The 26,123-nt window shown below is 73.7% G+C and carries 21 protein-coding genes; 15 read left to right on the top strand and 6 right to left on the bottom strand.

Annotated elements, in window-relative coordinates; translation table 11 throughout:
* Position 1: 1 nt before the first annotated feature.
* A complete protein-coding gene (locus QRN56_RS07405) occupies positions 2-283 on the bottom strand; it encodes a dsRBD fold-containing protein (protein WP_285102163.1) in 282 nt (93 codons plus the stop codon).
* 250 nt (positions 284-533) lie between these two features.
* On the opposite strand from QRN56_RS07405, the gene QRN56_RS07400 reads away from it, so the two are divergent.
* Positions 534-1,460, top strand: a complete 927-nt coding sequence (locus tag QRN56_RS07400; RefSeq protein ID WP_285102162.1) for an ATP-binding protein — start codon at positions 534-536, stop codon at positions 1,458-1,460.
* 37 nt (positions 1,461-1,497) lie between these two features.
* Here the strand turns inward: QRN56_RS07400 and QRN56_RS07395 are convergent, their stop codons facing one another.
* Both QRN56_RS07395 and QRN56_RS07390 read right to left on the bottom strand, forming a co-directional pair.
* On the bottom strand, positions 1,498-3,678 hold the full coding sequence (locus QRN56_RS07395) for a DEAD/DEAH box helicase (RefSeq protein ID WP_502928761.1): 2,181 nt from the start codon (positions 3,676-3,678) through the stop codon (positions 1,498-1,500).
* Between the two features lie 317 nt (positions 3,679-3,995).
* Complete coding sequence (locus QRN56_RS07390; protein WP_285102161.1) at positions 3,996-4,397, bottom strand: winged helix-turn-helix transcriptional regulator; 402 nt, start codon at positions 4,395-4,397, stop codon at positions 3,996-3,998.
* A 78-nt stretch (positions 4,398-4,475) separates the two neighbouring features.
* Here QRN56_RS07390 and QRN56_RS07385 point away from each other — a divergent pair, with 78 nt between their 5' ends.
* The 4 genes from QRN56_RS07385 (at position 4,476) to QRN56_RS07370 (ending at position 8,888) form a co-directional block, all read left to right on the top strand.
* Positions 4,476-5,039 (top strand): hypothetical protein, encoded by a 564-nt coding sequence (locus QRN56_RS07385; RefSeq protein ID WP_285102160.1) that lies wholly within the window; start codon positions 4,476-4,478, stop codon positions 5,037-5,039.
* Positions 5,040-5,141: 102 nt separating this feature from the next.
* Positions 5,142-5,906 carry a DUF4118 domain-containing protein gene (locus tag QRN56_RS07380; RefSeq protein ID WP_285102159.1) on the top strand — a complete coding sequence of 255 codons (765 nt, stop codon included), beginning with the start codon at positions 5,142-5,144 and terminating at the stop codon, positions 5,904-5,906.
* Positions 5,907-5,991: 85 nt separating this feature from the next.
* Positions 5,992-7,581, top strand: coding sequence for a GH39 family glycosyl hydrolase (locus tag QRN56_RS07375; RefSeq protein WP_285102158.1), 1,590 nt, complete (start codon positions 5,992-5,994; stop codon positions 7,579-7,581).
* A gap of 101 nt (positions 7,582-7,682) precedes the next feature.
* Positions 7,683-8,888, top strand: a complete 1,206-nt coding sequence (locus QRN56_RS07370) for an ROK family transcriptional regulator (protein ID WP_350224558.1) — start codon at positions 7,683-7,685, stop codon at positions 8,886-8,888.
* Between the two features lie 38 nt (positions 8,889-8,926).
* Here QRN56_RS07370 and QRN56_RS07365 read toward each other — a convergent pair whose 3' ends face one another.
* Positions 8,927-10,246 (bottom strand): enolase C-terminal domain-like protein, encoded by a 1,320-nt coding sequence (locus tag QRN56_RS07365; RefSeq protein WP_285102157.1) that lies wholly within the window; start codon positions 10,244-10,246, stop codon positions 8,927-8,929.
* A gap of 160 nt (positions 10,247-10,406) precedes the next feature.
* Between QRN56_RS07365 and QRN56_RS07360 the strand changes: the two genes are divergently transcribed.
* From QRN56_RS07360 to QRN56_RS07320, 9 genes are all read left to right on the top strand, one after another.
* The gene (locus QRN56_RS07360) at positions 10,407-11,810 is read left to right on the top strand and encodes an ABC transporter substrate-binding protein (RefSeq protein ID WP_285102156.1); all 1,404 of its coding nucleotides are present in this window, start codon (positions 10,407-10,409) and stop codon (positions 11,808-11,810) included.
* Positions 11,807-12,790 (top strand): carbohydrate ABC transporter permease, encoded by a 984-nt coding sequence (locus tag QRN56_RS07355; protein WP_285102155.1) that lies wholly within the window; start codon positions 11,807-11,809, stop codon positions 12,788-12,790. Before QRN56_RS07360 ends, QRN56_RS07355 begins: the two co-directional genes overlap by 4 nt.
* A complete protein-coding gene (locus tag QRN56_RS07350; protein ID WP_285102154.1) occupies positions 12,787-13,683 on the top strand; it encodes a carbohydrate ABC transporter permease in 897 nt (298 codons plus the stop codon). The genes QRN56_RS07355 and QRN56_RS07350 overlap by 4 nt, the downstream gene beginning before the upstream one ends.
* 50 nt (positions 13,684-13,733) lie before the next feature.
* A complete protein-coding gene (locus QRN56_RS07345) occupies positions 13,734-14,690 on the top strand; it encodes an NAD-dependent epimerase/dehydratase family protein (RefSeq protein WP_285102153.1) in 957 nt (318 codons plus the stop codon).
* Between the two features lie 64 nt (positions 14,691-14,754).
* On the top strand, positions 14,755-18,990 hold the full coding sequence (locus tag QRN56_RS07340) for a discoidin domain-containing protein (RefSeq protein ID WP_285102152.1): 4,236 nt from the start codon (positions 14,755-14,757) through the stop codon (positions 18,988-18,990).
* Positions 18,991-19,125: 135 nt separating this feature from the next.
* Positions 19,126-20,157: an aldose 1-epimerase family protein gene (locus tag QRN56_RS07335; protein ID WP_285102151.1), complete on the top strand. Its 1,032-nt coding sequence runs from the start codon at positions 19,126-19,128 to the stop codon at positions 20,155-20,157.
* A gap of 61 nt (positions 20,158-20,218) precedes the next feature.
* The gene (locus tag QRN56_RS07330) at positions 20,219-21,499 is read left to right on the top strand and encodes a glycoside hydrolase family 99 protein (RefSeq protein WP_285102150.1); all 1,281 of its coding nucleotides are present in this window, start codon (positions 20,219-20,221) and stop codon (positions 21,497-21,499) included.
* 44 nt (positions 21,500-21,543) lie between these two features.
* Entirely contained in the window at positions 21,544-22,518 is a 975-nt protein-coding gene (locus QRN56_RS07325; protein ID WP_285102149.1) for an MsnO8 family LLM class oxidoreductase, read from the top strand.
* 347 nt (positions 22,519-22,865) lie between these two features.
* The gene (locus QRN56_RS07320) at positions 22,866-23,174 is read left to right on the top strand and encodes an EthD domain-containing protein (RefSeq protein WP_285102148.1); all 309 of its coding nucleotides are present in this window, start codon (positions 22,866-22,868) and stop codon (positions 23,172-23,174) included.
* A 73-nt stretch (positions 23,175-23,247) separates the two neighbouring features.
* Here QRN56_RS07320 and QRN56_RS07315 read toward each other — a convergent pair whose 3' ends face one another.
* The gene (locus QRN56_RS07315; protein WP_285102147.1) at positions 23,248-24,597 is read right to left on the bottom strand and encodes an ABC transporter substrate-binding protein; all 1,350 of its coding nucleotides are present in this window, start codon (positions 24,595-24,597) and stop codon (positions 23,248-23,250) included.
* 132 nt (positions 24,598-24,729) lie between these two features.
* Positions 24,730-25,647: an AraC family transcriptional regulator gene (locus QRN56_RS07310; RefSeq protein ID WP_285102146.1), complete on the bottom strand. Its 918-nt coding sequence runs from the start codon at positions 25,645-25,647 to the stop codon at positions 24,730-24,732.
* 150 nt (positions 25,648-25,797) lie between these two features.
* Between QRN56_RS07310 and QRN56_RS07305 the strand changes: the two genes are divergently transcribed.
* Positions 25,798-26,103, top strand: a complete 306-nt coding sequence (locus QRN56_RS07305; RefSeq protein ID WP_285102145.1) for a putative quinol monooxygenase — start codon at positions 25,798-25,800, stop codon at positions 26,101-26,103.
* Positions 26,104-26,123: the final 20 nt, after the last annotated feature.

The raw sequence follows: 26,123 nt of genomic DNA, 5'->3' as shown, positions 1-26,123 counted from the left end.
TCTAGCGCTGCAGGTGCACCGGGCGGTGCTCGATCTGGGCGATGTCGTCCGACGTGGCGCGCAGGAGCCGGTCGGCCAGCTCCCGCAGCGCCCGGGCGGCGGCGAGCTCCTCGCCGATCTCGGGGACGGCGGCGTCCTCCGGGTTGCGCCGGGCGCTTCCGTAGCCCTCGAGGGAGGTCCCGCTCGACGTGGTCAGGACGGCGTGCGCCCCGGTCATGCGGCCGTCGCGCACGAGGTCGTCCGCGTCGAAGAGGTGGATGGCGACGTTCCAGGTGTGGGTCATGGCTCTGCTCCCGTCGGTCCGCGACGCCGGCCCGCGCCCTGCCGCCCGCGTCCATCTCAGCCTCTCGCCGCGCCGGGCCGTCCGGCCAGGGACCAACGGCCCGGGTGCGTCAGGACGGAGGGCACACGACGTCGCCGGGCCGGCCGCCACCCGATCGCCCTCCACCGGTAGGGTCCGTCCATGCCCTGGTCCCGCCGCCGTCCGACCGCCTGGTTGATCCTCGTACCGGCGCGGCGGAGCAGGTGATCGCGTGAACCCGGTACCGCTGCACGCGACGGCCGAGGCGGCCTGGCGCCGGCTGGCCCACGCCGACCCGACCCTGCGCGACGTGATGAGCGCCGTGGCCGGTGAGCCCGGATGGGTGGTGGGCGACCTCCTGACCACGCTCACCGCCGACGACGACGGTGCCGACCGTGTCCGGCTCGGGCGGGCGGAGCTGCTCGCGGCCGCCGGGCGCGAGGCGGAGATCCTCGGCGACGGTTACCTGCGCTGCGAGTACCTGCTGCTGGGCGCGCTCGGTGTGCTGGGCGACGACGACCGGCTGGCGCGTGCCCGCGCGGACTTCCACGTGCTGATGGGGGACCGGGCGTTCGCCGCGTACCTGGACCTGGCGCCCCGGCCCCGGCCCGCCGGGGCCGCGCGTCCGCCCCTGGTGCTCCTGGCCGGGCTGCCCGGAACCGGCAAGTCCACGCTGGCCGAGGCGCTGGCGTCCGCACTGCCGGCGCCGGTCTTCTCGATGGACTGGCAGCTCGGTGCGCTGGTGCCGTTCGGCGTGCTCCGCCCGGACAACACCGGGCCGCTGTCGGAGCTGACGCTCGTCGGGGCGGCGGCTCGTCAGCTCCAGCTCGGGCTCGGCGCGGTCATCGACGCCACGGGTCACACCCAGGAGCTCCGCACGCGGCTGGAGTCGCTCGCGCACAGCCTCGACGCCACGTTCGTCGGCGTGGAGTGCGTGTGCTCGGACGAGTTGGTCCACCGGACCCGCGTGGCGGGACGCGACCGGGGCATCCCCGGGTGGCCGGCGACCGTCACCTGGGCGCACGTGCGGCGGATGAAGGACCGCTGGGAGGACTGGCACCAGCCGCACCTGATCCTCGACACGGCCACGACCACGCCCGAGGACGCACTGCGACGGGTCCTCGACCTGGCGGCCCGGCCCGGCCCGGCGGGGGCCTGACCGGCGGGGCGACGCCAGTCGCGACGCCGGCGCCGGCTCAGGCGACGCCCTCCGCGTCGAGCGCCTCGGTGAGCAGCGCCACGAGCGCTTCGAGCTGGACGTCCGTGGACGACGCGGCATCCTCGTCACCCGCGCCGTCCAGGGCCCTGGCGGCGAGGTCGGACTTGCTGTCGATCAGCGCGGCGATCGTCGAGTCGATGGTCTGGGCGGCGATGATCCGCCAGGCGGTGACGGGCTCGGACTGGCCGATCCGGTGGATCCGGTCGATGGCCTGGGTCTGCTCGGCGTAGGTCCAGGACAGCTCGGCCAGCACCAGGTTGGAGGCCACCTGGAGGTTCAGCCCCACCCCGGCGGCCGTCAGCGAGCACACCACGATCGACACGTCGGGGTCGTCCGTGAACGCGGCGATGTTCTTCTCGCGCACCCGGGGCGTCTGGTCCCCGCGGATCGAGGCGTAGCCGATGCCGCGGTCGGCGAAGGTCTGCTCGGCCTGGTCCATCACGTCGACGTGCTTGGCGAAGAACACCACCTTGCCGACGTTGCGGGCCAGCTGCGCGGCGTAGTCCGCGGCCAGCCCGGCCTTGGCCTGGCCGATCCGGCGCACCATGGTGAACACGTTGTCGCCCTTGGCCTTCGAGCTCGAGTCCTTCAGCTCGGCCGCCGCCACCCGGCGGGCGAGGTCGAGGTCGACGCCGTCCACGACGACGTCGTCCACGACGGTGCTCTCGGCGCGCGCCGCCACGGCGGACCGGTAGCGATCGACCAGACGGCTGGCGAGCGCCTCCTCGGCGGCCCGGATCGAGCGGCCCGCCGCGCCGTCGAGCTCGACCGGCATGTCCGCCACGCGGCGGGCGGGGATGTCGGCGACCACGTCGGCCTTGCGGCGGCGCACGATGCCCATGTCGATCACGCTCGTCCTGGCGGCCGCGTAGAACCCCGGGTCGGCCGGGGTGAGCCCGGCGTCCTCGAGGGCGGTCATCAGGGGCCCGAGCGGCTTGGCGTCGTCGATCCAGCCGAGGTACTGCCAGATCGCCCGGAAGTCCTCGATGTCGTTGATCAGCGGGGTGCCGGTCAGGGCCATCAGGAGGGGCCGGCCGGCCCGGGCGCGGATGCGCTCGGAGAGGGCGAGCACGTGCTGGGAGCGCTGGCTGCCCTTGTTCTTGATGAAGTGCGCCTCGTCCACGACCATGCCGCGGAAGCCGAGGTCGCCGAGCCAGCCGACGTGCCGGTCCAGCAGCTCGTAGTTCACGATCACGACGTCCGCGAACCCGTCGACCCGCTCGCCGTCGCCGTGGACCACGGTGGACCGGCGCCGCGGCGTCCACAGCTCGACCTCGTGCGCCCAGTTCGTCTTGACCACGTTCGGCGCCACGACCAGCAGCGGGTAGGCGTCGGCCGCCTGGGCGGCGAGCAGCGCCTGCGCGGACTTGCCCAGGCCGGGCTCGTCGGCGAGCAGGAAGGTGCGGTGCCCGCGGGCCGTGGCCTCGACGACCTGGGCCTGGTGCCGCATCAGCTTCCCGCCGTGGGCGGCGGACAACGAGCGGGGCTCGGGCAGGGGCATGCAGGCGGGTGCGCCGGGGCCGGCGTGCTCGAAGGACCGGAAGAGCGGTTCGAGCAGCTCCCAGCCGGCGAGCAGGCGGGCCCGCGGCGCCTGCCGCTCGGCCGCGGCCGAGAAGTCCGGGGCGAGGAACGGGTTCGCGAGCTGGCGCGAGATCACAGAGCGGGGCACCACCTGCTTCTCGGCGCCGGGCGACGGCGGGGCAGGCGGGGCCGGCGGGGGCTCCTCGGGCGGCTCCAGACCGCCCGCGCGCATCATGGTCGCCTTGAGCTCGCGGGCCGCGTCGGAGACCCGGGCGTCCTCGGCGAGCAGCTCGAGCAGCGAGGTGTCGCGGGCGGCGATCTTCGCCAGCAGCGTCCCGACCGCGTCGAGCTGCTTGAGCTGCTTGGCCCGCTGGGGCTCGGTCAGGGTGCCGTCCTCCCTGACCCGGGTCCGCTCCTCCCGCATGAGCAGGGCGACGACCTGGAACTTCGTCCGCGTCGCCGGGCGGGTCGGCGGCCTCCGGACGGCGCCGTCGACCTCACGGGCGGCCTCCGCCAGGACCGGGATCATCCCCTGCTCGGCGGGACGCGGGGCACGGCGGCGCTGTGCGCCGGACCCGGTCCGTGTGCCGGACCCGCTCCGTGCGCGGCCGGACCGGCGTTGGCCTGCTCGTGCCACTTCTTCTCCTTCGCTGCATGCGTACTGCGACCGCGGTGCCGCCCCTGCGCCTGCACGCCCGGGACCGGCCCGACGCGCGGACGTCGGCCTGTGGGGCGAGCGCCCACGCCGGACTGCTCCGGCCGGCCGTGGGGTCACCGCGCGGCGTCCCCGCCCGCACCGCCTGTGGACCCGTGCTCACGCCGATGGTGACACGCCCCCGGGCGTCTCCGCGAACCACCGCGGGCGGTGGTCATGGCACTGCCTGATCACCGGAGAACACGCAGTCTACCGCCGCGCACGCCTCCGCCCGGACCGGTGCCGCCCCGCGGGGTCGCCTACGCGATCGTGGTGGCGCAGCTCATCGCGGTGTCCGTCGCGGCCACGCCGTCGGTGCGCCGCAGGTGCGCCTCGCCCCACACCCGGACCCCCTCGACGACGGGCAGGACCGTGGCCCCGTACGGGGTCAGCCGGTAGATCACGGGCGCCGGTACCGGTCCGGTCACGTCCCGCTCGACGAGCCCGTCGGCCTCGAGCTCGCGCAGCTGCTCGGCCAGCACCTTGGGCGTGATGGGCGCAGCCCTGCGGCGCAGGCCGGCGAAGTGGGACTCGCCGTGGGCGAGCCAGTAGAGGAGGGTCAGCTTCCACTTGCCGCCGATCGCGGTGAACGCCGCGGCCATGGGGCAGCCCGGCAGCGGGTTGGGACGAGAGGGGTTACCCGCAGGTGCCTTCTTGTTCATGGCCGCGCTCCGCTCGATAGTCGAATTATGACCATTTCACACCGAAGAATCCTGACCGCTAGCCTTTCCGCCGCCCTCATGCTGCTCGCGACGGCGGCCTCCGGCGCCGCCGCACCGTCTCCCGCCTCGTCCTCTCCCGTCTCGCTCTCTCCCGCACGGACCACCGCGACCGACGGCCAACGGGACTTCAACTGGGAGATCGGCACCTGGCGCTCCGCCGTGCGGGTCCTCGCCGACCCGCTCTCGGAGTCCCCGGACGAGTGGCTCGAGTTCAGCGGCACCAGCACCGTGCGTCCGCTGATGGACCGACGGGCCAACGTCGTCGAGCTCGCGGTGTCGGGTCCGGCCGGCAGCATCGACGCGATCAACCTGAGGCTGTACGAGCCGCAGGCGCAGCGGTGGAGCCTGACCTTCGTCAACATGCGCGACGGTCTGCTCACGCCGGCCGTGTACGGCGGGTTCCGCGACGGCGTCGGTGAGTTCTACGGCGACGACCGGCTCGGCGACCGGCCGATCAAGGTGCGGTTCCTCGTCACCCGCGTGGGTCGGGACGAGGCGAGGTTCGAGCAGGCGTTCTCGGCCGACGGCGGAGAGACCTGGGAGACGAACTGGATCGCGGTCGACCACCGGGTACGGCGCTGAGGCACGGGGACTCCGCCGAGCTCTCCGTGGTCCAGCTCTCCGGCGCCCAGCGCTCGCGCGCCGTCGCGGCCCGCGCCACGATGATGTGGGGACAGGAGCACCATGACCAGAAGTGTCTCGGCATGGCCTTCGGCGACGTGGTGGCGTCCGGCGGTGCGGGTGGCGGCCGTGCTGACGCCACTGGTCGTCTGCGCGATCCTGTTCACGGTCCGTGACCAGGTCACCGCGGCGACCGACGTGCTGGTCCTCGTCCTCCTCGTGGTGGCCGCCGCGGCCACGGGCGACCGGCTGGCGGCACTTCTCGCCGCCTTCTCCGCCGGGGTGTGGTTCGACTTCTTCCTCACCGAGCCGTACCTGCGCTTCGTCATCGCCGACGCCGAGGACATCGAGGCGACCACCCTGCTCGTCGTGATCAGCCTCGCGGTGACCGAGATCGCCCTGTGGGGCTACCGGCAGCAAGGGCGGGAGGCCCGGCGCTCGGGCTACCTCGAGGGCGTGCTCGGCGCCGCCCGCGCGGTCGCCGAGGGCACGACGCCCGCCAAGACGGTGGTCGACGTCGTGGCGCGCCAGATCACCGACGTGCTGGAGGCCGACGACTGCCGGTACGTCGCGGGGCCGGTGGGGGACGTGCGGTTCGCCGTGCTGGACCATGACGGCGTGCTCACCCGGAACGGCCGGCCGGTCGACGTCGACCGGATCGGCCTGCCGGTCGACGAGTACGTCGCGATCCCGGTCCGCCGGGGCGCGGAGGTCGTCGGCTACTTCCTGGTCACCGCGGTGTCGCACGCGGTCTTCCCGACGCGCGAGCAACGCCGGTTCGCCGTCCTCATGGCACACCAGGTCGCCGCGCTCGGCTCGTCCGCGTGATAGTCCATCAGTTTGATTTACACTGGTGACGCGCTGTACGCGCTGTGTCTCGTGATCCGGCGAGGCGTGGACGACTGGAGGACGTGTGGCCGAGCCGATCAACCTGCGGGCGACCGCGACCGGGCCGGGGCGCCCGCTGCGCCACTTCTGGAGCACCGTGGTCGGTGCGGGGCGCGCGAACGAGGGCCTCCGGGCCGACTGGCAGCGCCACCTCGCCACGGTGCGCGAGGAGTGCGGGTTCGACTACGTCCGGTTCCACGGCCTGCTGCACGACGACATGTTCGTGTACACCGAGCGGGAGGACGGCACACCCGTCCTGAACTTCCAGTACGTCGACGCGCTGTTCGACGCTCTGCTCGACGCCGGTGTGCGCCCGTTCGTCGAGCTCGGCTTCAGCCCCCGGGCGCTCGCCCGCGAGACCGGGACCGTGTTCTGGTGGGGAGCGCACGGCGCCCCGCCGACCGACCTCGACCGCTGGTCCTGGCTCGTGCGGTCGCTCGTCCAGCACTGGGTCGACCGGTACGGCCCGGCCGAGGTGCGCGAGTGGTACTTCGAGGTCTGGAACGAGGCGAACCTGCGCGGCTTCTTCCGCGGCACGCGCAGCGAGTACCTCGCGCTCTACGCCGCCTCGGCGCGCGCCGTGAAGGCGGTCGACGCCGCCCTGCGGGTCGGTGGCCCCGCCACGTCGAACTTCGTGCCGGACGCCCGTTTCGACGGCGAGACCGAGGACTTCCAGGTGCACGAGGCGACGCTGGGCGCGGACCTGGACGCGCTCGAGTGGAAGCCCGTGTGGCTGGAGGCCTTCCTCGAGTTCTGCGCCGGGGAGGGTCTGCCCGTCGACTTCGTCTCGACGCACCCGTACCCCACCGACTGGGCGCTCGACGAGCACGGGCAGGGCCAGCGGCTCACGCGTGAGGCCGACGCGACGCCGAAGGACCTCGCGCTGCTGCGCCGCCTGGTCGACGCGAGCCCGTTCCCCGGCGCGGAGATCCACCTGACCGAGTGGAACTCGTCGTCGTCGCCCCGCGACTTCACGCACGACACCGTCCCGGCGGCGGTCTACGTCGTCCGGTCGGTGCTGCGCTCGATCGGCACGGTCGACTCCCTGGCCTACTGGACGTTCACGGACGTCTTCGAGGAGGGCGGCGCCGGCGACGAGATGTTCCACGGCGGGTTCGGGATGCTCACCCTCCAGGGCGTGCCCAAGCCGACGTTCCACGCCTACCGCATGCTGAACGCGCTGGGCAGGACGCTGCTCGCGGCCGGTGCCGACGGCGTGGTGACGCGTGACGAGGCGACCGGCCGGATCGCCGCGCTCGTGCACCACTACCCGCACGAGGTGACGCGTTCGGTGCCGGCCTCGTTCGACGACCGAACCGTCGCCGACGCGACCGAGGCGGTCGGCTCGGTCCGCGACACCGAGATCACCGTCGACGGGCTGACGCCGGGCGCGGTCGTCGAGCTGGAGACGCTCGACCCGTCGAACGCCAACCCCGTGGCCGCGTGGCGCGCGATGGGGGCGCCGTCGTCGCCCACACGTGAGCAGACCGCGGCGCTGCACGCCGCCGCCCGCGCGACGCGCCGCGAGTCGCTCGTCGTCCCCGCGGACGGCGTGCTGCGGGTCGAGCGCTCGCTCGCCCCCTGGTCGCTCCTGCTCGTGCGTCAGGTCGCCTGAGTGAGCCCGACAGTGCGCCCGACCAGGATCCGGGGTGCGAAGATGTGCGGGAGCGGGCATCCGGGCCGCCCGCCGGCCGGTCATCGAGCAGGAGGTATGGCGTGACGATCGACCAGTCGGCCGCGCCGGCGACCGCCCGGCGGGGCACCAACCTCCCGCGGATGGGCGACTTCAACGAGTCGGTCATCCTCGACGCGGTGCGGCGCGCGCCCGACGGGCTGAGCCGCGTCGAGCTCGCCGGCGCGACGGGCCTGTCGGCGCAGACGGTCTCCAACATCTGCCGGCGCCTGCTCGACGCGGGGCTCCTGGCCGAGACCGGCAAGAAGGGCGGGCGCGCGGGCAAGCCCCGCACCGTCCTGCAGGTCGTGCCCGGCGGCCGGTACGCCCTCGGCGTGCACCTCGACCCGGCGGTCATCACGTACGTCGTCCTCGACCTCGCGGGCCGGGTGGTGCACAGCATGCACCGGCCCACGCCCGCGGTCGTCGACCAGGAATCGACGATCGCCGAGATGAGCGACACCATCGAGACCGTGATCGAGGAGTCGGGGGCGGCCCGCGACAGGATCCTCGGTCTCGGCCTCGCCGTGCCCGGCCCCGTCGACTTCGCGACCGGTTCCGTCGTCGACCCGCCGCAGCTCAAGGGCTGGGGCCGGGTGCCGTTGCGGGACCGGCTCGTCGAGGCCACGGGGCTGCCCGTGCTCATGGACAAGGACGTCATCGCGGCCGCGGTGGCCGAGCGCTGGGCGGGCGCGGCGACGCACTCGGGCAACTTCCTCTTCTTCTACCTGGGCACCGGCTCCGGCATGGGCGTGGTCGCGGACGACGTCGTGCTGCGCGGCGCGTCCGGGAACGCCGGCGAGGTGGGCGGGCTCGACGCCAACTGCACCACGCGTGCGCTCGTCGACGAGGCCGTGGCGGCGGGCGTCCTGGAGGTCGCACCGGCGCCCGGCCCGCAGGCCGTGGCCGAGCAGCTCGGCCGGCTCGCCGACCTCGCGGCCGAGGGGGAGCGGGGCGCCCAGGTGATCATCGACCGCTGGGCGCGCCGCGTGGGCACCGGGGTCGCGGCGGCGGCGACGCTGCTCGACTCGGAGCTCGTGGTGTTCGGCGGGCCCATCTGGCCCATGCTGTCGGAGCGCTTCCTGGCGGTCGTCGAACCGGTGATCACGAGCTGGCCGTTCGTCGAGAAGATGCACGAGATCCAGGTGGTCAACACGCGGCTCGGCGAGGACGTCGGCGCCGTCGGCGCGGCCTGCCTCGTGCTCGACCAGACCCTCTCCCCGCAGCCGCACGCGCTCCTGATCGGCTGAGCCCGTCCGGGCACCCCGCGGGGCGCCCGGACCGGGGCTCATGCGCGGTGCGCGCTCCCGTCCGTGGCCCGCAGCAGCGCCCAGCGGTCGTGCTCCAGCGGGGCGCCCACCGGGTAGCGGCGCGCGGCCCGCTCGTCGAAGTCGACGCCGAGCCCCGGCGCCTCGGAGGCGAGCAGGTGCCCGCCGGCCGGGACGGGGGCGCCCGGGAACACCTCGAGCGTCGCGTCGCGGAACGTCGCCGCCTCCTGGACGCCGAACGCGGGGGAGGAGATGTTCAGCGCCATGTTGGCCGCCATGCCCACCGGCGTCACGTCGCCCGGCCCGTGGGGCGCGGTGCGGACGCCGAACATCTCGCACACGGCCACGAGCTTGCGCGCCGGGGTGAGGCCGCCGAGCGTGGGGATGCGGATGCGCGCGAAGTCGATCGACCGCCCGGCCAGCAGGGGCAGGTACGCGCGCGGGTCGTGGTAGAGCTCGCCGACGGCCAGCGGCGTCGTGCCGGCGGCCCGGAGCTCCGGGAAGTGGGCGGCGTCCTCGGGGGCGAGCGCGTCCTCCAGGAAGTACAGCCCGGCGTCCTCGACAGCGCGCACGAGCTGCCGGGCCTCGGCCGGGGTCATGCGCTCGTGGGCGTCGTGGAGCAGCTCGACGTCGGGGCCCACCCGGTCGCGGACGTCCGCGAGGATCCCGGGCACGTGCCGCAGGTAGGCCAGCGTGTCCCAGCGGTCGGTGCGGGCCCGGCGGCGGGCGGCCTCCGCGGCGTCGCGCGGGGCGGTGCCGTAGGTGTCCCGGCCTGGCACGGCGACCTGGACGCGCACGTGCCGGTAGCCGCGGCCGGCCGCCTCGAGCACCTTCTCGGCCACCTCGGCCGCGTCGGCGCCGTCGACGTGCGTGTACGCGTCGGCGTGCTCCCGTGCCCGGCCCCCGAGGAGCTGGTGGACCGGCAGCCCCGCGACCTTGCCCTTGAGGTCCCACAGCGCGAGGTCGAGGGACGCGAGCGCGTTGTGCTCGATCGACCCGCCGCGCCAGTACCCGCTGTTGAGCAGCAGGCGGTGCAGGTCCTCGATGTCGGCGGGGTCCCGGCCGACGAGCAGCGGCCCGAGGTACTCGTCGATCAGCGTGCGGGTCGCCAGCGGGCGCTGCGGGTCGCTCGCGTCGCCGAGGCCGTAGAGCCCGGGCTGGTTGGTCTCGACGCGGGTGACCACGTAGGGGCAACCCTGCGGGCCGGTGAGGAAGGTGCGCACGGCGGTGACCCGCACACCGTCGGCGTCGGCGCCGACAGCGGTCCAGGGCGCGGGGGCGAGCACGTCGGGACGGGGGGTGTCGCGGGCGTCGGCGTCGGCTGCCTGCAGGGGTGTCATCGGTGACCTCGATCCGGGACGAGCGGTTCGCGCGGGGGCGTTCCCGCGCACTGGACGGGCACCGGCGGCGGCGCCCGTTGACACTGTACATCGAATTGATTTATCTTCCGATGGTCCGCGACACCGCCCGGTGCCGCCTGATGACCGAGAGGCACAGCCCGTGATACGACACCGACGTCGTCCGTCCTCTGCACGCCTGACCACCGCCGCCACCTCCGTCCTGCTCGTCGGCGCGCTCGCCGCGTGCAGCGGGCCGGTCGGCGGTGCTGCCGGGGGCTCGCAGGAGAGCGACCCCGACACCCTGACCATGTGGACCTTCAAGCAGTCGCACGTCGAGCCGCTGCAGAACGCAGCGAAGTCCTTCGAGGAGAAGACGGGCATCGCAGTCGACGTCCAGGCCTACACGCCGGACGACGCCTTCATCACCAAGGTGCAGGCCGCGGCGCAGACCGGTGACCTGCCCGACGTGCTGGAGGTGCACACCCACGGCGACGACTTCACGTTCGGCGGCGCCGGCCTGCTCGAGGACCTCTCCGACGACGTGGACGACGAGTGGACCTCGCGGTTCCTGCCCGCCGTGGCGAACGACGGCACCGTCACCGACGCGTACTACGAGCAGTCGCTCGCGGAGGGGTCCAAGACCGCCGGGATCGAGAAGGGGCAGCGGTTCTCCGTGCCGCTGACCATCGGCACGTTCGGCATCGTCTACGCGAACAAGGAGCGGCTGGAGGAGGCCGGGATCACCGAGGCCCCGACCACCTGGGAGGAGTTCGTCGCCGCGCTCGACGCCGTCCAGACCGCCCGGCCTGACGACGGCGGCGTGAGCATCGGCTTCCAGTCCTCCACGACGGGGCTGGAGTGGCTCATGCAGCCCATGGCCTACGGTCAGCTCGGCAAGGAGGACTTCGGCGCACTGTTCGGGCAGGACCCCGCGAAGAACTTCGCGTCGGACAACGGCACCCAGGTGCTGGAGGCCTACAGCCAGGTCCAGCCCTACTGGATGCCGGGCACGCAGTCCCTCACGATCGACGACGCCGACATCGCCTTCGCCCAGGGCAAGTCGTCCTTCGACATCGGCGGCACGTTCACCCTCGCGTTCCTCGACCAGAACGGGATGGACCCCGAGAACATCGTGACCTTCCCCGTGCCGGCGCCCGAGGACGGTGCGATCGACGACCTCGAGCTCGCGCCCTTCGGCCTGACCGGGCTCTCGGTCTCGGCCTCGACGGACAACAAGGACGGCGCCCTGCAGTGGATCGAGTACCTCTCGGAGACCGACGTGGCCGCCACCTTCGCGCAGGACGCGCTCGACGTGCCGCCGGTCGACCTGGGCGACGACCCGTCCTCGACCGTCGGCCCGGTGCTCGGCGCCATGATCGGCGCCTTCGGTGAGGGCGAGAACGCGTACAACCCCGGCGACACCTCGTACCGCCCCGCGGCGTACGACGCGGCGCAGATCGGCGACGCCGTGATGGAGCTGACCCCGCTCGAGACGAAGGACGTCGCGACCGTGGGCAAGGACGTCGCGACGCTCGTCGACACCTTCTGGTCCCAGTCGAAGTGACGACGTCGACCGCGCTCGCCGCCGTCGTCCCCACCGGGGACGGCGGCGGCGGCCGGCGGGGCCGCCGCCGGCACCCGGTGCACCACCGCGGCCAGGAGGTGGCGTGGGGCTACGTCTTCATCGCCCCCGCGCTCCTGCTCTTCCTCGTCATGGGCGTCTACACGCTCTTCTTCAGCGCCCAGCTCTCGTTCGTCCGCTGGAACGGGCTCACCCCCACCTGGGAGTGGGTCGGCCTGAAGAACTACGCCGACCTGCTGTGGGCGAGCCCGGTGTACGCGCCGGTCGTCCACCGGGCCGCCCTGAACACGCTCGGCGTGATGGTCGCCGTGCCCCTGCTGACCGTCCTGGTGTCCTTCCCGCTCGCGGTGGTGCTCAACCAGGCGCGGCGGTTCGCGGGCGTGCTGCGCTCCGTGTACTTCGTGCCCTACGTGACCGCGGGCATCGCGGTGTACATGGCCTGGCAGTACGTGCTGGAGCCGAACGGCGCCGTCAACCTGCTGCTGCGCACGGTCGGGCTGGGCAGCCTCGAACAGCCGCAGGGCTGGCTCGGCAACCCCGCCACCGCGATGCCGACCCTCGTCGTCATCATGGTCTGGTCGGGCGTGCCCGTGGCGATGCTGCTGTACCTGACGGGGCTGCAGTCCATCGACCCCTCGCTCCTGGAGGCCGCGCAGCTCGACGGTGCCGGCTGGTGGCGCACCAACCTGGCGGTGGTGCGGCCGCTCCTGGCCGGGACCACCGCGGTGATCACGCTGCTGAACGTGCGAGAGGCCCTCCAGGGCTTCCAGATCTTCCTGATCATGACCAACGGCGGTCCGGCGGGCCGCACCAACGTGCTCGGCCTGGAGACCTACGACCTGGCCTTCCAGCAGGAGCTCGCGCCCACGCTCGGCCTCGCCAGCGCGCTGGGCTGGCTCCTGTTCTTCGCCGCGCTCGCCGTCGCGATCGTCAACCAGCGCGTCACCCGGGAGAAGCCATGACGACCGTCACCGACCGCACGGTCCCGGACGCGCCGGCCGTCCAGCGGACGCCGCGCCGCCGTCGTACCCCCGCGAAGGTGGTCGTGGCCCGCTCCGTCGTGGCGGTGCTGCTCGCGGGCTACGCCGTCGTGAGCCTGTACCCGTTCCTCTGGATGGTCTCGGCGGCGTTCAAGACGCAGCAGGAGGTGATCCAGGGCGGGCACCTCATACCGCACGACCCCACGCTCAGCACGCTCGTGGACACCTGGGCGCAGCTGCACTTCTTCGACTACTTCCTCAACAGCCTCAAGGTCACCGGGCTGACGACGCTCGGCGTGGTCGTCGTGTACTCCGCCGCCTCGTACGCGTTCGCGGTGCTGCGGTTCCCGGGCCGGCAGGCGTTCTTCCGGCTGTTCCTCGTGCTGCTGTTCGTGCCCGGCGTGGTCACCCTCCTGCCGATCGTGCTGCTCGAGAACCAGATGGGGATCCTCGGCACGCACCTGGGCCTGATCCTCCCGTTCGTCAACGGCACCGCGCCGCTGTCGATCCTGCTGCTCACCAACTCGTTCCGGTCCCTGCCGGACGAGCTGCGCGACGCCGCGCGGGTCGACGGCGCGGGCGAGCTGCGGATCTTCACCCGGATCTACCTCCCGCTCGCCCGGCCCGCCCTCATCACGGTCGCGCTGCTCACCGCCATCCCGACGTGGAACGAGTACCTGCTGTCCCGGGTCTCGCTCAACGACCCGGCCACGTTCACGCTGCCCATCGCGCTGCAGCAGCTCCAGTCGTCCAACGTCGTCCAGTACAACCAGCTCATGGCCGGCGCCCTGATCGTGGTGATCCCCGTGATCATCCTGTTCCTGGCCACCCAGCGGTACTTCGTCAACGGGCTCGCCGGCGCGGTCAAGGGATGATCCACCACCCACCGGCCACGGCCGCACGACAGATCGGAACCCACCACGTCATGAACCACACCCTGCCCCCGGCCGGCCGCGCCGGTGCGCTCCGCCCCGGCGACGCCGTGCTGGTGACCGGCGCCGCCGGCGGCATCGGCCGGGTCGTCGTCCCGGCGCTCGCCGCGGCCGGCTACCGCGTCGTGGCGACCGACCGCATCCCGTTCGACGCGCCGTCCGCGCAGGCCGTGCTGGTCGGGGACACCCGGGACCCGGAGTTCGTGGGTTCGGCGCTGCGGGCGGGGGCCGGGCCCGCGGTGGTCGACGGCGTCGTGCACCTGGCGGCGATCGCGTCACCGGGCCAGGTGCCCGACGACCAGACGTTCACGCAGAACGCGCAGGGCACCTTCTGCGTGCTCGACGGCGCGGGCCGGGCGGGCGTGCGCGTCGCCGTGGCGGCGTCGTCCTTCTCCGCGTATGGGTACCCGTGGGCGGGGCGTCACCTGTCGCCCGCGTACGTGCCGGTCGACGAGGCGCAGGAGCCGGTCGCGGTGGACGCCTACGCGCTGTCCAAGCTGGCCTCGGAGCAGGTCGGCGCGTACGCCGCGCGCCGGTACGGCATGCCGACCACCCTGCTGCGCATCCCGTTCGTGGGCACGGGGGACCGGCTGCGGGAGATGGTCGAGCTCGCCCGCCGCGACCCGGGGGCGATGCGTCAGGAGCTGTGGACCTGGCTCGACACGCGGGATGCCGCGGGCGTCGTGCGCGCCGTGCTGGAGTCCGGCGTGGACGGCTACCACGTGGTCAACGTGGCGGCGCCGGACACGACCAGCGACGTGCCGACGGCTCAGCTGCTCGCCCGCTTCCACCCGGAGACCGTCGTGGTGCGTCCGCTGGAGGGCACCGCGACCGTCATCGACACGACGGCCGTCCGCGAGCTCTTCGGCTTCGTGCCCGTGCACTCGTGGCGCACGGGCGACGCGCTCGACCCCGACGTCACGGCGGTCGCCGAGGGCATGACCGTCTGACCGGCCGCACCACGACCCGCACGTCCCAGTCACGTCAGTCCGAACAAAGGTGTTGAGGATGAACATGAACGCAGGAAGAGCCCGGGTGCTGGCCACGGCCGCGACCGTGGCGCTGACGACGGCGGGGCTCGTGGCCCCGGCCGCCGCCGGGCCGGTGGTCGACGTCGACCGCTACCCGGTGGGGGTCGGCGCCGACCTGTCGGCGACCCCGCTGACCCACGGGATCGCCGTCGCCACGGCGCCCACGGCGGGCGGCCAGGTGACGGGCGAGCACGCCGGGCGCGCGTACTGGCGCACCGACGGGCCGGCGGGCGCGGGGCGCCTCGCGCTGGACCTCGCCGACGAGTACGTGGGCCGGCTCGACGGCACGCCGGGCTATCTCGTCGTGGACCACCGGGCCGGCGAGGCCGTGGTCGCGACGGCCGGCGGCGAGCAGACGCCGTCCGGCGCACCGGAGGCGGACGCCGACGGCGACGGCTGGACCACCACCGTCGTGGTGCTGCCCGCCGGGACCCTGTCGGCGGGCGCGGCGGGCGCGGGCGCCGAGGTCGAGCTCGCGGGCGCCGACGGCGAGCTGACCGTCGCGGCCGTCCGCGTCGTGGCGCAGGGCACGAGCGTGGACCTCGGGCCGGCGGTGGCCGAGCGCGGCATCGCCGTCCGGGCGGGGGACGACACCGCGGGCCTCGTGACCGGCACCGCCGACGGCCGCGGGTACTGGCAGACGGGCCGCGCCCAGGGCACGAACTTCGTCTACGCCAACGTCTCGGACGCGTACGCGCGCGACGTGCGCGACCGCGTGCTGGTCGACGCCACGGTGCGGCAGGGCGGCGGGTCGATGTTCCTCCAGTACGACTCGCCGGGCGACACGATCCCGGACATGTTCCGCCCGTCGGCCCGGCTCGAGCTGGCCGACGACGGGACCTGGGGCTCGCGCGCGTGGCTCCTGGAGGACGCCGTCCTGACCAACCGCTCCAACGGGTCGGACTTCCGGCTCTCCGTCGAGGGCTCCGCGCAGGACGTGCGGATCGACTCGCTCGCGGTGACGGTCGTGCCGCGCACGGTGGACCCCGCCGTCGGACTCCGCCAGCTCGTCCGGCAGGCGGACGTGGCGCACTTCGCCGCGCGCGAGGGCGGGCGCGACGGGCAGTTCCCCGCCGGGTCGAGGGCCGTGCTGCGCGCCGCGATCGACGCGGCCCAGGCCGTGCTGGACGACCCCGGCGCGTCCGGGGACGAGATCGACGCCGCGACGGACGCGCTGCAGGACGCCCTGGAGGCCTTCCTCGGTGCCGAGCGCACCACGGACCTCGCCCGCGGCGCCGCCGCGACCGCGAGCTCGACGAGCGGTGGCACGCCCGGCGCGGTGACCGACGGCACAGGTTCCGCGTGGGTGTCCGGGCGGGACCAGGCCACGGCCTGGGTCCAGGTCGACCTGGGCGAGCCGACCACGCTGGACGAGGTCGTGGTGGACTGGACCGCGGACTACGCGCACGTCTACCGCGTCCAGGTGTCGGACGACGGCAGCACGTTCCGTACCGTCGCGACCGCCGGGTCGCTGGGCGCCACCCCGGTCCGCACCGGCTTCGAGGAGACGACGGCGCGCTACGTGCGCCTCGCCCTGGACGAGCTCGCCACGCAGCGCGGCGCCTACGGGCTGACCGCGCTGGAGGTCCGCGACGCGCGCCCGGTGCGCCTGGAGCCGCGGGCCGTCCGGACGGTGTTCCCCACGGACGACGTCGTGGTGGCCGACCTCGACGCCACCGAGCTCGGCGCCGACCCCACGGGCACGGAGGACTCCACCGCCGCGATCCAGGAGGCCCTGGCGACCTGCCGGGACGCCGGGGGCGGCACGGTGTGGCTGCCCGCCGGCACCTACCGCGTGAGCGACACCCTGGAGGTGTACGCCTACTGCACGCTGCGCGGCGACCACCGCGACCTGGACGAGCAGCCGGTCGGCGCCCCGGGGGCGCCCGCCGGGCTCGGCACCGTGCTGGAGGCGCACCTGCCGTCGGGCGACGACGGTCCGCCGCTGCTGCGCGTGGGCGGTTCGGCCGGCGTCGTCGGCCTGACGACGTACTACCCGGACCAGGACGCCGCCGACCCCGTGCCCTACGGGTGGACCGTCGAGGTGCCCGGGCTCGCGTGGATCGGCAACGAGAACTACATGCTCGGCACCGTGCAGGACCTGACGTTCCTCAACTCCTACCGCGGCATCGGCATCTCGACCATGCGCAACGACCGCGGCGAGGGGCCGGGCGCCCAGGGGCACGAGCTCGCGAACGTGCGCAACGTGTCCGGGACGGTGCTGTACGAGGGCGCCGCCGGGTACAACGGGGCCGACGTCGGCGTCTGGGAGGACGTGCGTCTCGACAACGGCTACTGGGCCTCTGCGGGCGCGGCCTACGGCGCGCCCGACCGGGCGGTGCTCGACGCGTGGACCCGTGCCCACGGGACGGGCTTCGTGCTCGCCGACCTCGAGTGGGACCAGTTCGTGGGCCTGCACGCCGCCGACTACGCGGTGGGCATCAAGCTCGTCAAGGGGCCGCGCGCCTCGTTCACCGGCGTGTTCGTCGACGCCGAGATCGTCGACACCGACATCGCCGTGCTGGCCGAGAACTCCGACCAGCGCTGGGGGTCCGCCTTCGCCTCCAGCACCCTGGAGGGCTCCGTGGCCGCCGTGCGCAACACCTCGGCGGGCTACGTCAAGCTGACGGACACCGCGGTCAGCGGCGCCCTCGAAGGGACCGTGCACACCCTCGACGGCCCGGACGAGGTGCCGCAGCCCGGACCGGCCCGCACGGCCCCGAGGCCCGCGGACCGGCTCTGGGACGTCACGGCCGCGCCGTACGACGTACCGCGCACCCCGAAGCAGTTCTCCGACGTCGACGCGACCGACGGCATCCAGGCCGCGCTCGACGACGCCGGGCAGGCCGGGGGAGGCGTGGTGTACCTGCCGGCCGGCTGGTACACCGTGCGCGGGCACCTCACCGTCCCGGCGGGGGTCGAGCTGCGCGGCTCGTCCGCCGTGCCGAACCGCACCTCGCTCGTGGAGTCCTCGGGCACCGTGCTCGTGGCGTACGAGGGCCGCCAGGAGGGCACCGACGACGCGTCGGTCGCGGCGGCCGCCGCCGCACCCGCCGTCGTGACCCTCGCCGGCCGGGACGCGGGGGTGCGGGGCCTGCGGGTGCTGCACCCGGAGAACAACCCGGCGTCGCCCGAGGGCGCCGTGCCCTACCCGTTCGCCGTGCGCGGCGACGCCCCGGGCGTCTACGTCGAGAACGTGGGCCTCGACAACGCGTGGAACGCGGTCGACCTCACCGACCGCGCCGACGGGTTCCTGGTGCGGCGGGTGCTCGGCGTCTTCCTCGACCAGGGCGTCCGCGTGGGCGCGGCGTCGGACGGCGTGGTCGACGGCGTGCTGTCCAACGGCAACGTCGTCACCCGCAACGCCTACGGCCTGCCCGGCCAGGTCGAGGAGACCAACCTCTTCGCCCAGGTCATCGACGGGATCAGCCGCGAGCGCGAGGTGCTCCTGCACGCCGTCGGCGCGCAGGACCTCCAGGTCCGCAACACCTTCGCCTACGGCTCCCACGACGGGATCGTGGCGAGCGACGGCGCGACCGTGACGGCCTTCAACCTCGGGACCGACAACCTCGGTCCCGGCGGGCACACGGTCGACGCCGACGGGTCCAGCGCCGTCACGGTCGTCAACCTCATGCGCTACAACGGCACGACCAGCCGCGGCGACGTGACGATCGTCAACCCGATGGCGATCAACATGCCGACGTCGGCCCTCGCCGTGACCGCGGACGGCGACGGCACCGCCCGCGTCGAGGGCAACGAGGCCGAGCCCGGCCGGTACGAGACCGGCGGCACGGTCACCGCCGTCGCCGATCCCGCGCCCGGCTCCAGGTTCGCGGGCTGGAAGGACGCCGACGGCGGCACGGTCTCGTCCGAGGACCGGTACACGTTCGCGCTCGCGGCCGACACCCGGCTGGTGGCGACGTTCGAGCCGGCACCCGAGACGTGGGTCGAGGCCCAGGCCGCGACCAGGTGCACGGGCCACAAGGCCCAGGTCGTGGTGCGGCTGCGCAACGCGGGGCCGGAGGCGCTCGCGGTCCGGCTGTCGTCGCCGTTCGGGCAGCGCCAGGTCGAGGCGCTCGAACCCGGTGCGGACGCCCGCCTGGCGCTGCCGACGCGGTCCCGGTCGGTCGCGGCCGGCGAGGTCGCGATGGCGGTGACGGGCGGTGACGGTTCGGCCGGTGTCGTCGCGCTGCCGTACGACGCGGCGGCCTGCGGCTGACGGCGGAGCCGGTGCGGGCGGGGCCGGGGCAGGACGCGCGGGGGAGTACCGCGTGAGGTGGGTCCGAAGGGCGGGCCCGCCGTACCGAGAGAGAGGGGTCGAGCTGTGTCAGCACCGCGGGAGGAACCCGGACCTGTGCGCATCGCGGGACTGACGCGGGACGAGGTCGGGCGGCGCGTGGGGTCGCTGGCGCAGGTGGCCCGGGTCGAGCAGGTCGTCGAGGCGGACGGCCCGGCCCGGGGCGCCCGCCGCCTGCGCCTCGTGACCGGCGGCGGGCTCGAGCTCGACGTCCTGCCCGACCGGGCGCTCGACCTCGGCGCGCTGACGGTGCACGGGGTGCCGCTCGCGTGGCTCGCGCCCGCCGGGTTCTCCGCCCCCGGCCTCTACCGCGCCGACGACTTCGGGACGTCGTTCGGCGGGGGGCTGCTCGTCACCTGCGGCCTCGACCACGTGGGCTCGCCGGTGGTCGACGGCGGGCGGCGGTTCCCGCAGCACGGCCGCCTCACCTCGCTCCCGGCGAGCCTGGAGCGGGCCGCGGTCGTGGGCGACGAGCTGGTCGTGGAGGGCGTCGTGCGCCAGGCCGCCCTGCACGAGGAGCACCTGGTGCTCCGCCGCCGGATCAGGGCCGGCCTGGGGTCGACGTGGGTGACGGTCGAGGACACCGTGACGAACGAGGGATGGCGTCCGGAGCCGCACCTGGTGCTCTACCACGCCAACCTGGGGTGGCCGCTGGTGTCCGAGGCCGCCGTGCTCCACGTCTCCTCGGAGCGGGTCGAACCCGACGGCCCGGACGCGGTGGGCGACCCGTGGCGCGAGGTCTCGGCGCCCGAGCCGGGCTACCGCCAGCGCGTGCACCGGCACGACCTGGCGCCCGGCACGGGGCGGGCCGTGGTGTCCAACCCGGCGCTCGGCCTGCGGCTGACCCTGACGTTTCCGACCGCCACGCTGCCCGTGCTCTACCAGTGGAAGATGTTCGCCCCCGGGCAGAACGTCCTCGGGCTCGAACCGGCCAACGCCCCCGCGATCCAGGGTCGCGCGGCCGCGCGCGAGGCGGGCACCCTGCCCGTGCTCGCGCCGGGGGAGTCCGTCTCGTACTCCCTGCGCTTCGACGTCGACCGGCTCCCGGCCGAAGGGAGGTCACCCACCGCTCCGCCGCACCACACGTGATCGACGTACCAGGGGCGCGACGACGACGTCGTGCCCCGCCACCTCGACGAACGGACACCACATGACCATCTCCCGACGCTCCTTCCTCAGCCTCTCCGCGGCGGTCGCGGCGACGGCGGCCGCCGCACCCGGCGCCTCGGCCGCCGCGGCGACGCCCACCGCGGGCTCATCGGCGGCCGTCGTGCCGGCCGCCGCCGTGAGCCCGCCCGGCGACGTCGTCGGCAAGATCACCGCCGGCTACCAGGGCTGGTTCGCCTGCCGGGGCGACGGCGCCCCGATCGACCTGTGGTGGCACTGGGCCCGCCAGGCCGACCAGCCGCCGTCGACCGGCAACTCCGCGATCAAGTCGTGGCCGGACGTCCGCGAGTACGCGGCCACGTACGCCACGGCGTTCCCCGCGCTGAACGACGGCCGCCCGGCGCGGCTCTTCTCCTCCTACGACCAGCAGACCGTCGACGTCCACCTGCGCTGGATGGCCGAGAACGGGATCCACACGGCGGCGCTGCAGCGGTTCAACCCCTTCGGCGCCGAGGGACCGACGCGCGACGCCGTCGCCGGGCGGGTCCGGTCGGCCGCGGAGCGGACCGGGGTGAAGTACTACGTCATGTACGACGTCAGCGACTGGCAGCAGATGCGCTCGCAGATCACGCAGGACTGGGCGGGCAAGATGTCGGCCCACACGGCCTCCTCCGCCTACGCGCGACAGAACGGCAAGCCGGTCGTGGGCATCTGGGGCTTCGGGTTCGACGACCCCCAGCGGCCGTTCACGCCGCAGGAGTGCCAGGAGGTCGTCGACTGGTTCCAGGCGCAGGGCTGCTACGTCATGGGCGGTGTGCCGACCTGGTGGCGCACCGAGGGCGACGACTCGCGGGACGGCTTCGCGGACGTCTACCGCTCGTTCGACATGATCTCGCCGTGGCTCGTCGGGCGGATCGGCAACGTCGCCGGCGCGGACGACTTCTACGCGCGGGCGACCGTTCCCGACCTGGCGGAGTGCACCCGCCTGGGCATCGACTACCAGCCCTGCGTGCTCCCCGGAGACCTGCAGGAGCGCCAGCGCGCGCACGGCGACTTCATGTGGCGGCAGTTCTGGAACCACGCCCGGGCGGGGGTGGCCAGCGCGTACATCTCGATGTTCGACGAGTACAACGAGGGCAACCAGATCGCCAAGACCGCCGCGACGGCGGGAGACGTGCCGGCGGGCTCGGGCATCTGGGCGCTCGACGAGGACGGGACGGCCTGTTCCTCGGACTACTACCTGCGCCTGACGAACGACGGGGGTCGCATGCTGCGGGGCGAGCTGCCGGTGACGGCGACGCGGCCCACACCTCCGCAGCCGTAGCCGGGGCGGGAAGCGCCCGGGTCCCGTCGCGGTTGAGGGCTCGTGTGAGGCTCTCCCTCCTGGACCGTTCCCGCACCCGAGCCGGATACCCCGACGCCGCCGCACTGGGCCACACGATCGAGCGGGCGGTGGTGGCCGAGCGACTCGGCTACCACCGCTTCTGGGTCGCCGAGCACCACGCCGTGCCGGGGATCGCCTCGGCGTCGCCGCCCGTGCTGCTCGGTGCCCTCGGCGCGCGCACCAGCACCATCCGGATCGGGTCGGGCGGGGTGATGCTGCCGCATCACCAGCCGTTGGTCGTGGCCGAGCAGTTCCTCATGCTCGACGCCCTCTACCCGGACCGGGTGGACCTCGGGGTGGGGCGCACCCTCGGCTTCACCGTGCCGGTACGCCGGGCGCTCCGGCACGGGGCGGACGCCCCCGACACCTTCATCGAGGACATCGAGGAACTGCGCGACCATCTCGACGGTGCCGCGGCCATCACCGCCAGGCCCGCCGCCGCGCGCACCATCCCGGTCTTCGTGCTCGCCACCGGGCGGGGCCTCGCCGTCGCCGCCGCCCTGGGGCTGCCCGTGGTCATCGGCGGGCCGGTGCTCAGCAGCCCGTCGCTGCCCGACGCGCTCGCGACGTACCGCAAGGAGTTCCGCCCCTCGTCCCGCGCGCCGGAGCCGTCGGTGACCGTCTCGCTCGACGTCCTCGTCGCGGACTCGGACGCCGAGGCGCGTGAGCTGGCCCTGCCGGAGGCGTGGGCGATGGCCCGGTCCCGGCAGACGGGCGAGTTCGGCCCGCTGGAGGCGGTCGAGGCGATCCGTGCCCAGCCGTGGACCAGCCAGCTGCGCGACCGCGTCGAGGCGCACCTCGCGCAGGGCGCGGTCGGGTCGCCAGGCACGGTGCGGAGCCAGCTCGACCGGGTGGTGGAGGCGACCGGGGCGGTTGAGATCATGGCGTTCAGCTCCACGTACGACCGGAACGCCCAGGCGGCCTCCGACGCCGCCCTCCGCGACCTGGTGCTCGGCTAGCACTGCTGCCGTCCGCGGCGTTGCCTTGGTCACGACCTCGAGCACAGCAGTTGCTGCCGCGCCCGGCCGATCCTGGCAGCAGCTGCTGTGCTCAACATCGAGAGCCCGGGGGGCGCGACGTCGCGCGGGCGGGTCAGCCGCCGGTGGTATTCCGCAGCGCCCTGGCTACGTCGTCCGGGTGGGTGAGGATCGTCTCGTGCGTGCCCGGCACGATCACCGGCTCGGCGAGGTGGCTGAGTCGTCGACTTCCCGTACTCGGCACGGTCCCACTTCCCAACACGCCGGAGCGGGTAGTAGAGTGACTAGTCAGTCTACATTGAGTTGCTCACTCTGAGGAAGGAAGCATCATGGCTACCAAGGTTGAGATCATCATCGACAACCTCGACTCTCCCGACGCCTTCGAGGCCGTCCTGCCGGACGTGCTCGACAAGGCGCGCGCCCTGCCCGGGTTGCGGAGCCTGGAGTCGAGCCGGGTATGGCCCAAGGAGGACGGCACGCCGACCCCGGCCTACCGCACGCTCGACTTGTTCTTCGACGGCTATGACGAGGCCTCGGCGGCCACGGCGTCACCCGAGGGCGGCGCGTTCTTCGGCGCCGTGATCGAAGCGACCGGGGGCAAGATCACCGGCCTCTTCCTCGACGTGGAGATCCGGTAGAAGTCCCTGGTTCCTGGTCGGCGGCCGCGACGTCGGTCTCGGTGCTCGGCGTGGGGCTCCGGTGCTGTCTTGCTCACGAGCCGGAGACGGTGAAGCCCTGCTCGTTGCCGTACTTGACGATCGAGTCCTGCCAGGCGCCGAGGCCGTCCGCCAGCGGCGTCGAGCCGGTGTAGGCCTGGCCGACGGTATCGGGGAACACGCTGTTCGCGTAGACCTGGTACGGCAGGTACTGCCAGCCGGGGACCACACCGGTGGCGGATGCCGAGAGCACCTCGTTGATCTTCTGCCCGCCGAAGTACTCCGGCTGCTTGGCGAGGAACTCGGGGCTGGTGAGGTCCGCCGTCGTGGCCGGGAAGTTCCCGTGGTCGAGCCGAACCTGCACGCCGTCGCCGGCGTTCGCGTACCGGAGGAACCCGTAGGCCAGGGCCTTCTGGGTGCTGGCCTCGGTGATCGACAGCGCGGAGCCGCCGTTCTCGGCGGTCTCGGTGGCGCCCGCCGTCCACTGCGGCATGGGCGCCACGCGCCAGTCGCCCGAGGCCCCGGGCGCGCCGGACTCCAGGTTCGCGGGCATCCAGGCGCCCGTCACCAGCGCGGCGATCGTCCCGTCGCCGAGCCGCTGGAACCACTCGTCCGACCACTCCGGGACCTTCGCCACGAGGTCGTCGTCCAGGAGCTGCTGCCACATGCCGGCGAACCGGGCCGAGCCCTCGTCGGCGAGGTCGACGGTCACCTTGGTCCCGTCGACGGTGTACGGCGTCCCGCCCGCCTGCCAGATCATCGACGTCGCGAACCCGGCGTTGCCGTCGTCCGCGATGAGGTGGGTGTCGCTGTCGTGCGCACGGATCTTCCGTGCGGCCTCGACGAACTCGTCCCACGTCGCCGGTACCTCGACGCCGGCCTCCTCGAACGTCTTCGCGTTGTAGAACAGGGCCATCGGGCCGGAGTCCATCGGCAGGCCGTACACCGCGTCGCCGTCGGTCACCGATCCCCAGGTCCCGGGGGAGTAGGTGCCGTCGAGCCCGCTCGCGCCCAGCGGCGCGAGGTCCGCGAGCGACCCGGCGATGGAGAACTGCGGCAGGGCGTAGTACTCGACCTGCGCGACGTCGGGCACCCCCGAGCCCGCGCTGATCGCGTTCTGCAGCACCACGTAGTGGTCGTTGCCGGTACCGACGTTCGCCAGCTCGACGTTCACGTTCGGGTACTCGGCCTCGAAGCTCTCGACGACCTGGTCCAGCGTGGGCTCCCAGGCCCAGACCAGCAGGTCGCCGCCCTCCTCGAGGGCCGCGGTGACCGCGTCCGGGGACAGGTCGGCCGCCGCGCCGGTGGTGGGGGAGGTCCCGCACCCGGCCAGGAGAGCCGCCGCGACCCCCGTCGCGGCGAGCAGTGCGCCGGTGCGGCGGGGGATGCCGGTACCTCGTGCCACAGGAACTCCGTTTCAGGTCGGCGTCGACGTCTGCCAGGCAGGCACCCGTACGGTAGCGCCACCTCGGAAGATCCTGGGTGTGGCGCGCACGGAGGATCCGTGGTTTGCGCGGACGCAGCCGAGGGCAGGCGCCTACACGAGGGCTGGAGTGCGGTCGGCCGACGTGTCGCGCAGCAGGACGGCGTCCTGGCTGGGCGGCAGGCCGAACTGGCGCCGGTACTCACGGCTGAACTGTGACGGGCTGTCGTAGCCGACCCGCAGCCCCACGCCCGTCACGTCGCCGGGGCGCGTGGCGAGCAGCAGCCGTGCCTCCTGGAGCCGGATCTGCTTCTGGAACTGGATGGGGCTCATCGCCGTGACGGCCTGGAAGTTCCGGTAGAACGCCGAGACGCTCATGCCTGACAGCGCCGCCACGTCCTGGACGCGGAAGGGCTGCGCGTAGTGCTCGCGGATCCACCGGACGGCCCGGGCGACGTGGGCGAGCCCGCTGTCGGCAAGGCCGAGCTGGCGCACGGTGGCGCCCTGCTCCCCGGTGATGAGCCGCCAGAGGATCTCGCGCTTGACGAGCGGTGCCAGGACCGCGGCGTCGCGTGGGTTCTCGAGGAGCCGCAGCAGTCGCACCACGGCGTCGACGAGGGGCGCGGGGGCATCACTGACCACCATGCCGGGCGGGGCCGCGGCGCTGGTGGGAGGGAGGTCGCCGGGTGCGGCCTGCAGCAGGATCTCCGCGATCAGCGCCGGTCGCAGGACGAGCCCGAAGCCGAGTGCCGGCTCGTCGGGGCGAGCCCTCGTGAAGAGCCCGGTCACCGGCAGGTCGACGGACGCCACCAGGTACTGCCCGGGACCGTACTCGTACACGCGGTCGCCGAGCGCTATCCGCTTCGAGCCCTGGGCGATCAGTGCCATGACCACACCCGACATGGACGGCGCGGGCGGAGCGGTGCTGTGGACCGCCGAGACCAGGACGTCGTCGAGCGCCGTCGCGCTGCTGTCCCGCCGTGCGTGCCGGGCGAGCAGAGCACGTAGCTCCTCGAGGTCCACACCGTTCATGCCCCGATCATGGCACATTCACGATGCTCGCGACAACGAGAGGATCGTGCAAGTGGCCGGGACGATCGGTCTGTCGGCGGGGAGGGCCTGCACGGTGTGATGGACACACAGCACACGGGCTCCCAGGAGCCCCCACCGAAGGAGACCCACATGACCGTCCGCCACGGATTCCAGGCCACCATGACCGCGCAGCCCGGCAAGGGCGACGCCCTGGTCGAGATGCTGCTGCACGCCCCGTCGCTGTCCCGCGACGACTGCCCCGTCTTTCTGATCAGCCGCTCGGCGGGCAACGCCGACGTCGTGCACGTCACCGAGGGCTGGACCTCCGAGGAGGCCCACGCCGCGTTCTTCGCGAGCGCCGAGGCGCAGGCCCTCGTCGCCGAGCTGCAGCAGCTGCTGGCGGGGGAGTCCGAGTACACCGACCAGGTGCCCGTCGGCGGCAAGGCCGAGCTCTGAGCCGCACGCCCCGCCGAAGC

Source organism: Promicromonospora sp. MEB111 (genome assembly GCF_030209445.1).
GTDB lineage: Bacteria > Actinomycetota > Actinomycetes > Actinomycetales > Cellulomonadaceae > Promicromonospora.
Note: the sequence above shows the minus strand (reverse complement) of the source record. Positions and strands in the feature narration are given on the sequence as shown.

Excerpts from the sequence above, each read along its gene's own strand:
- QRN56_RS07405 (WP_285102163.1), bottom strand. The coding sequence starts at position 283 with ATGACCCACACCTGGAACGTCGCCATCCACCTCTTCGACGCGGACGAC.
- QRN56_RS07390 (WP_285102161.1), bottom strand. The coding sequence starts at position 4,397 with ATGAACAAGAAGGCACCTGCGGGTAACCCCTCTCGTCCCAACCCGCTG.
- QRN56_RS07385 (WP_285102160.1), top strand. The coding sequence starts at position 4,476 with ATGCTGCTCGCGACGGCGGCCTCCGGCGCCGCCGCACCGTCTCCCGCC.
- QRN56_RS07380 (WP_285102159.1), top strand. The coding sequence starts at position 5,142 with ATGACCAGAAGTGTCTCGGCATGGCCTTCGGCGACGTGGTGGCGTCCG.
- QRN56_RS07365 (WP_285102157.1), bottom strand. The coding sequence starts at position 10,246 with ATGACACCCCTGCAGGCAGCCGACGCCGACGCCCGCGACACCCCCCGT.
- QRN56_RS07350 (WP_285102154.1), top strand. The coding sequence starts at position 12,787 with ATGACGACCGTCACCGACCGCACGGTCCCGGACGCGCCGGCCGTCCAG.
- QRN56_RS07345 (WP_285102153.1), top strand. The coding sequence starts at position 13,734 with ATGAACCACACCCTGCCCCCGGCCGGCCGCGCCGGTGCGCTCCGCCCC.
- QRN56_RS07340 (WP_285102152.1), top strand. The coding sequence starts at position 14,755 with ATGAACGCAGGAAGAGCCCGGGTGCTGGCCACGGCCGCGACCGTGGCG.
- QRN56_RS07330 (WP_285102150.1), top strand. The coding sequence starts at position 20,219 with ATGACCATCTCCCGACGCTCCTTCCTCAGCCTCTCCGCGGCGGTCGCG.
- QRN56_RS07320 (WP_285102148.1), top strand. The coding sequence starts at position 22,866 with ATGGCTACCAAGGTTGAGATCATCATCGACAACCTCGACTCTCCCGAC.
- QRN56_RS07310 (WP_285102146.1), bottom strand. The coding sequence starts at position 25,647 with ATGAACGGTGTGGACCTCGAGGAGCTACGTGCTCTGCTCGCCCGGCAC.
- QRN56_RS07305 (WP_285102145.1), top strand. The coding sequence starts at position 25,798 with ATGACCGTCCGCCACGGATTCCAGGCCACCATGACCGCGCAGCCCGGC.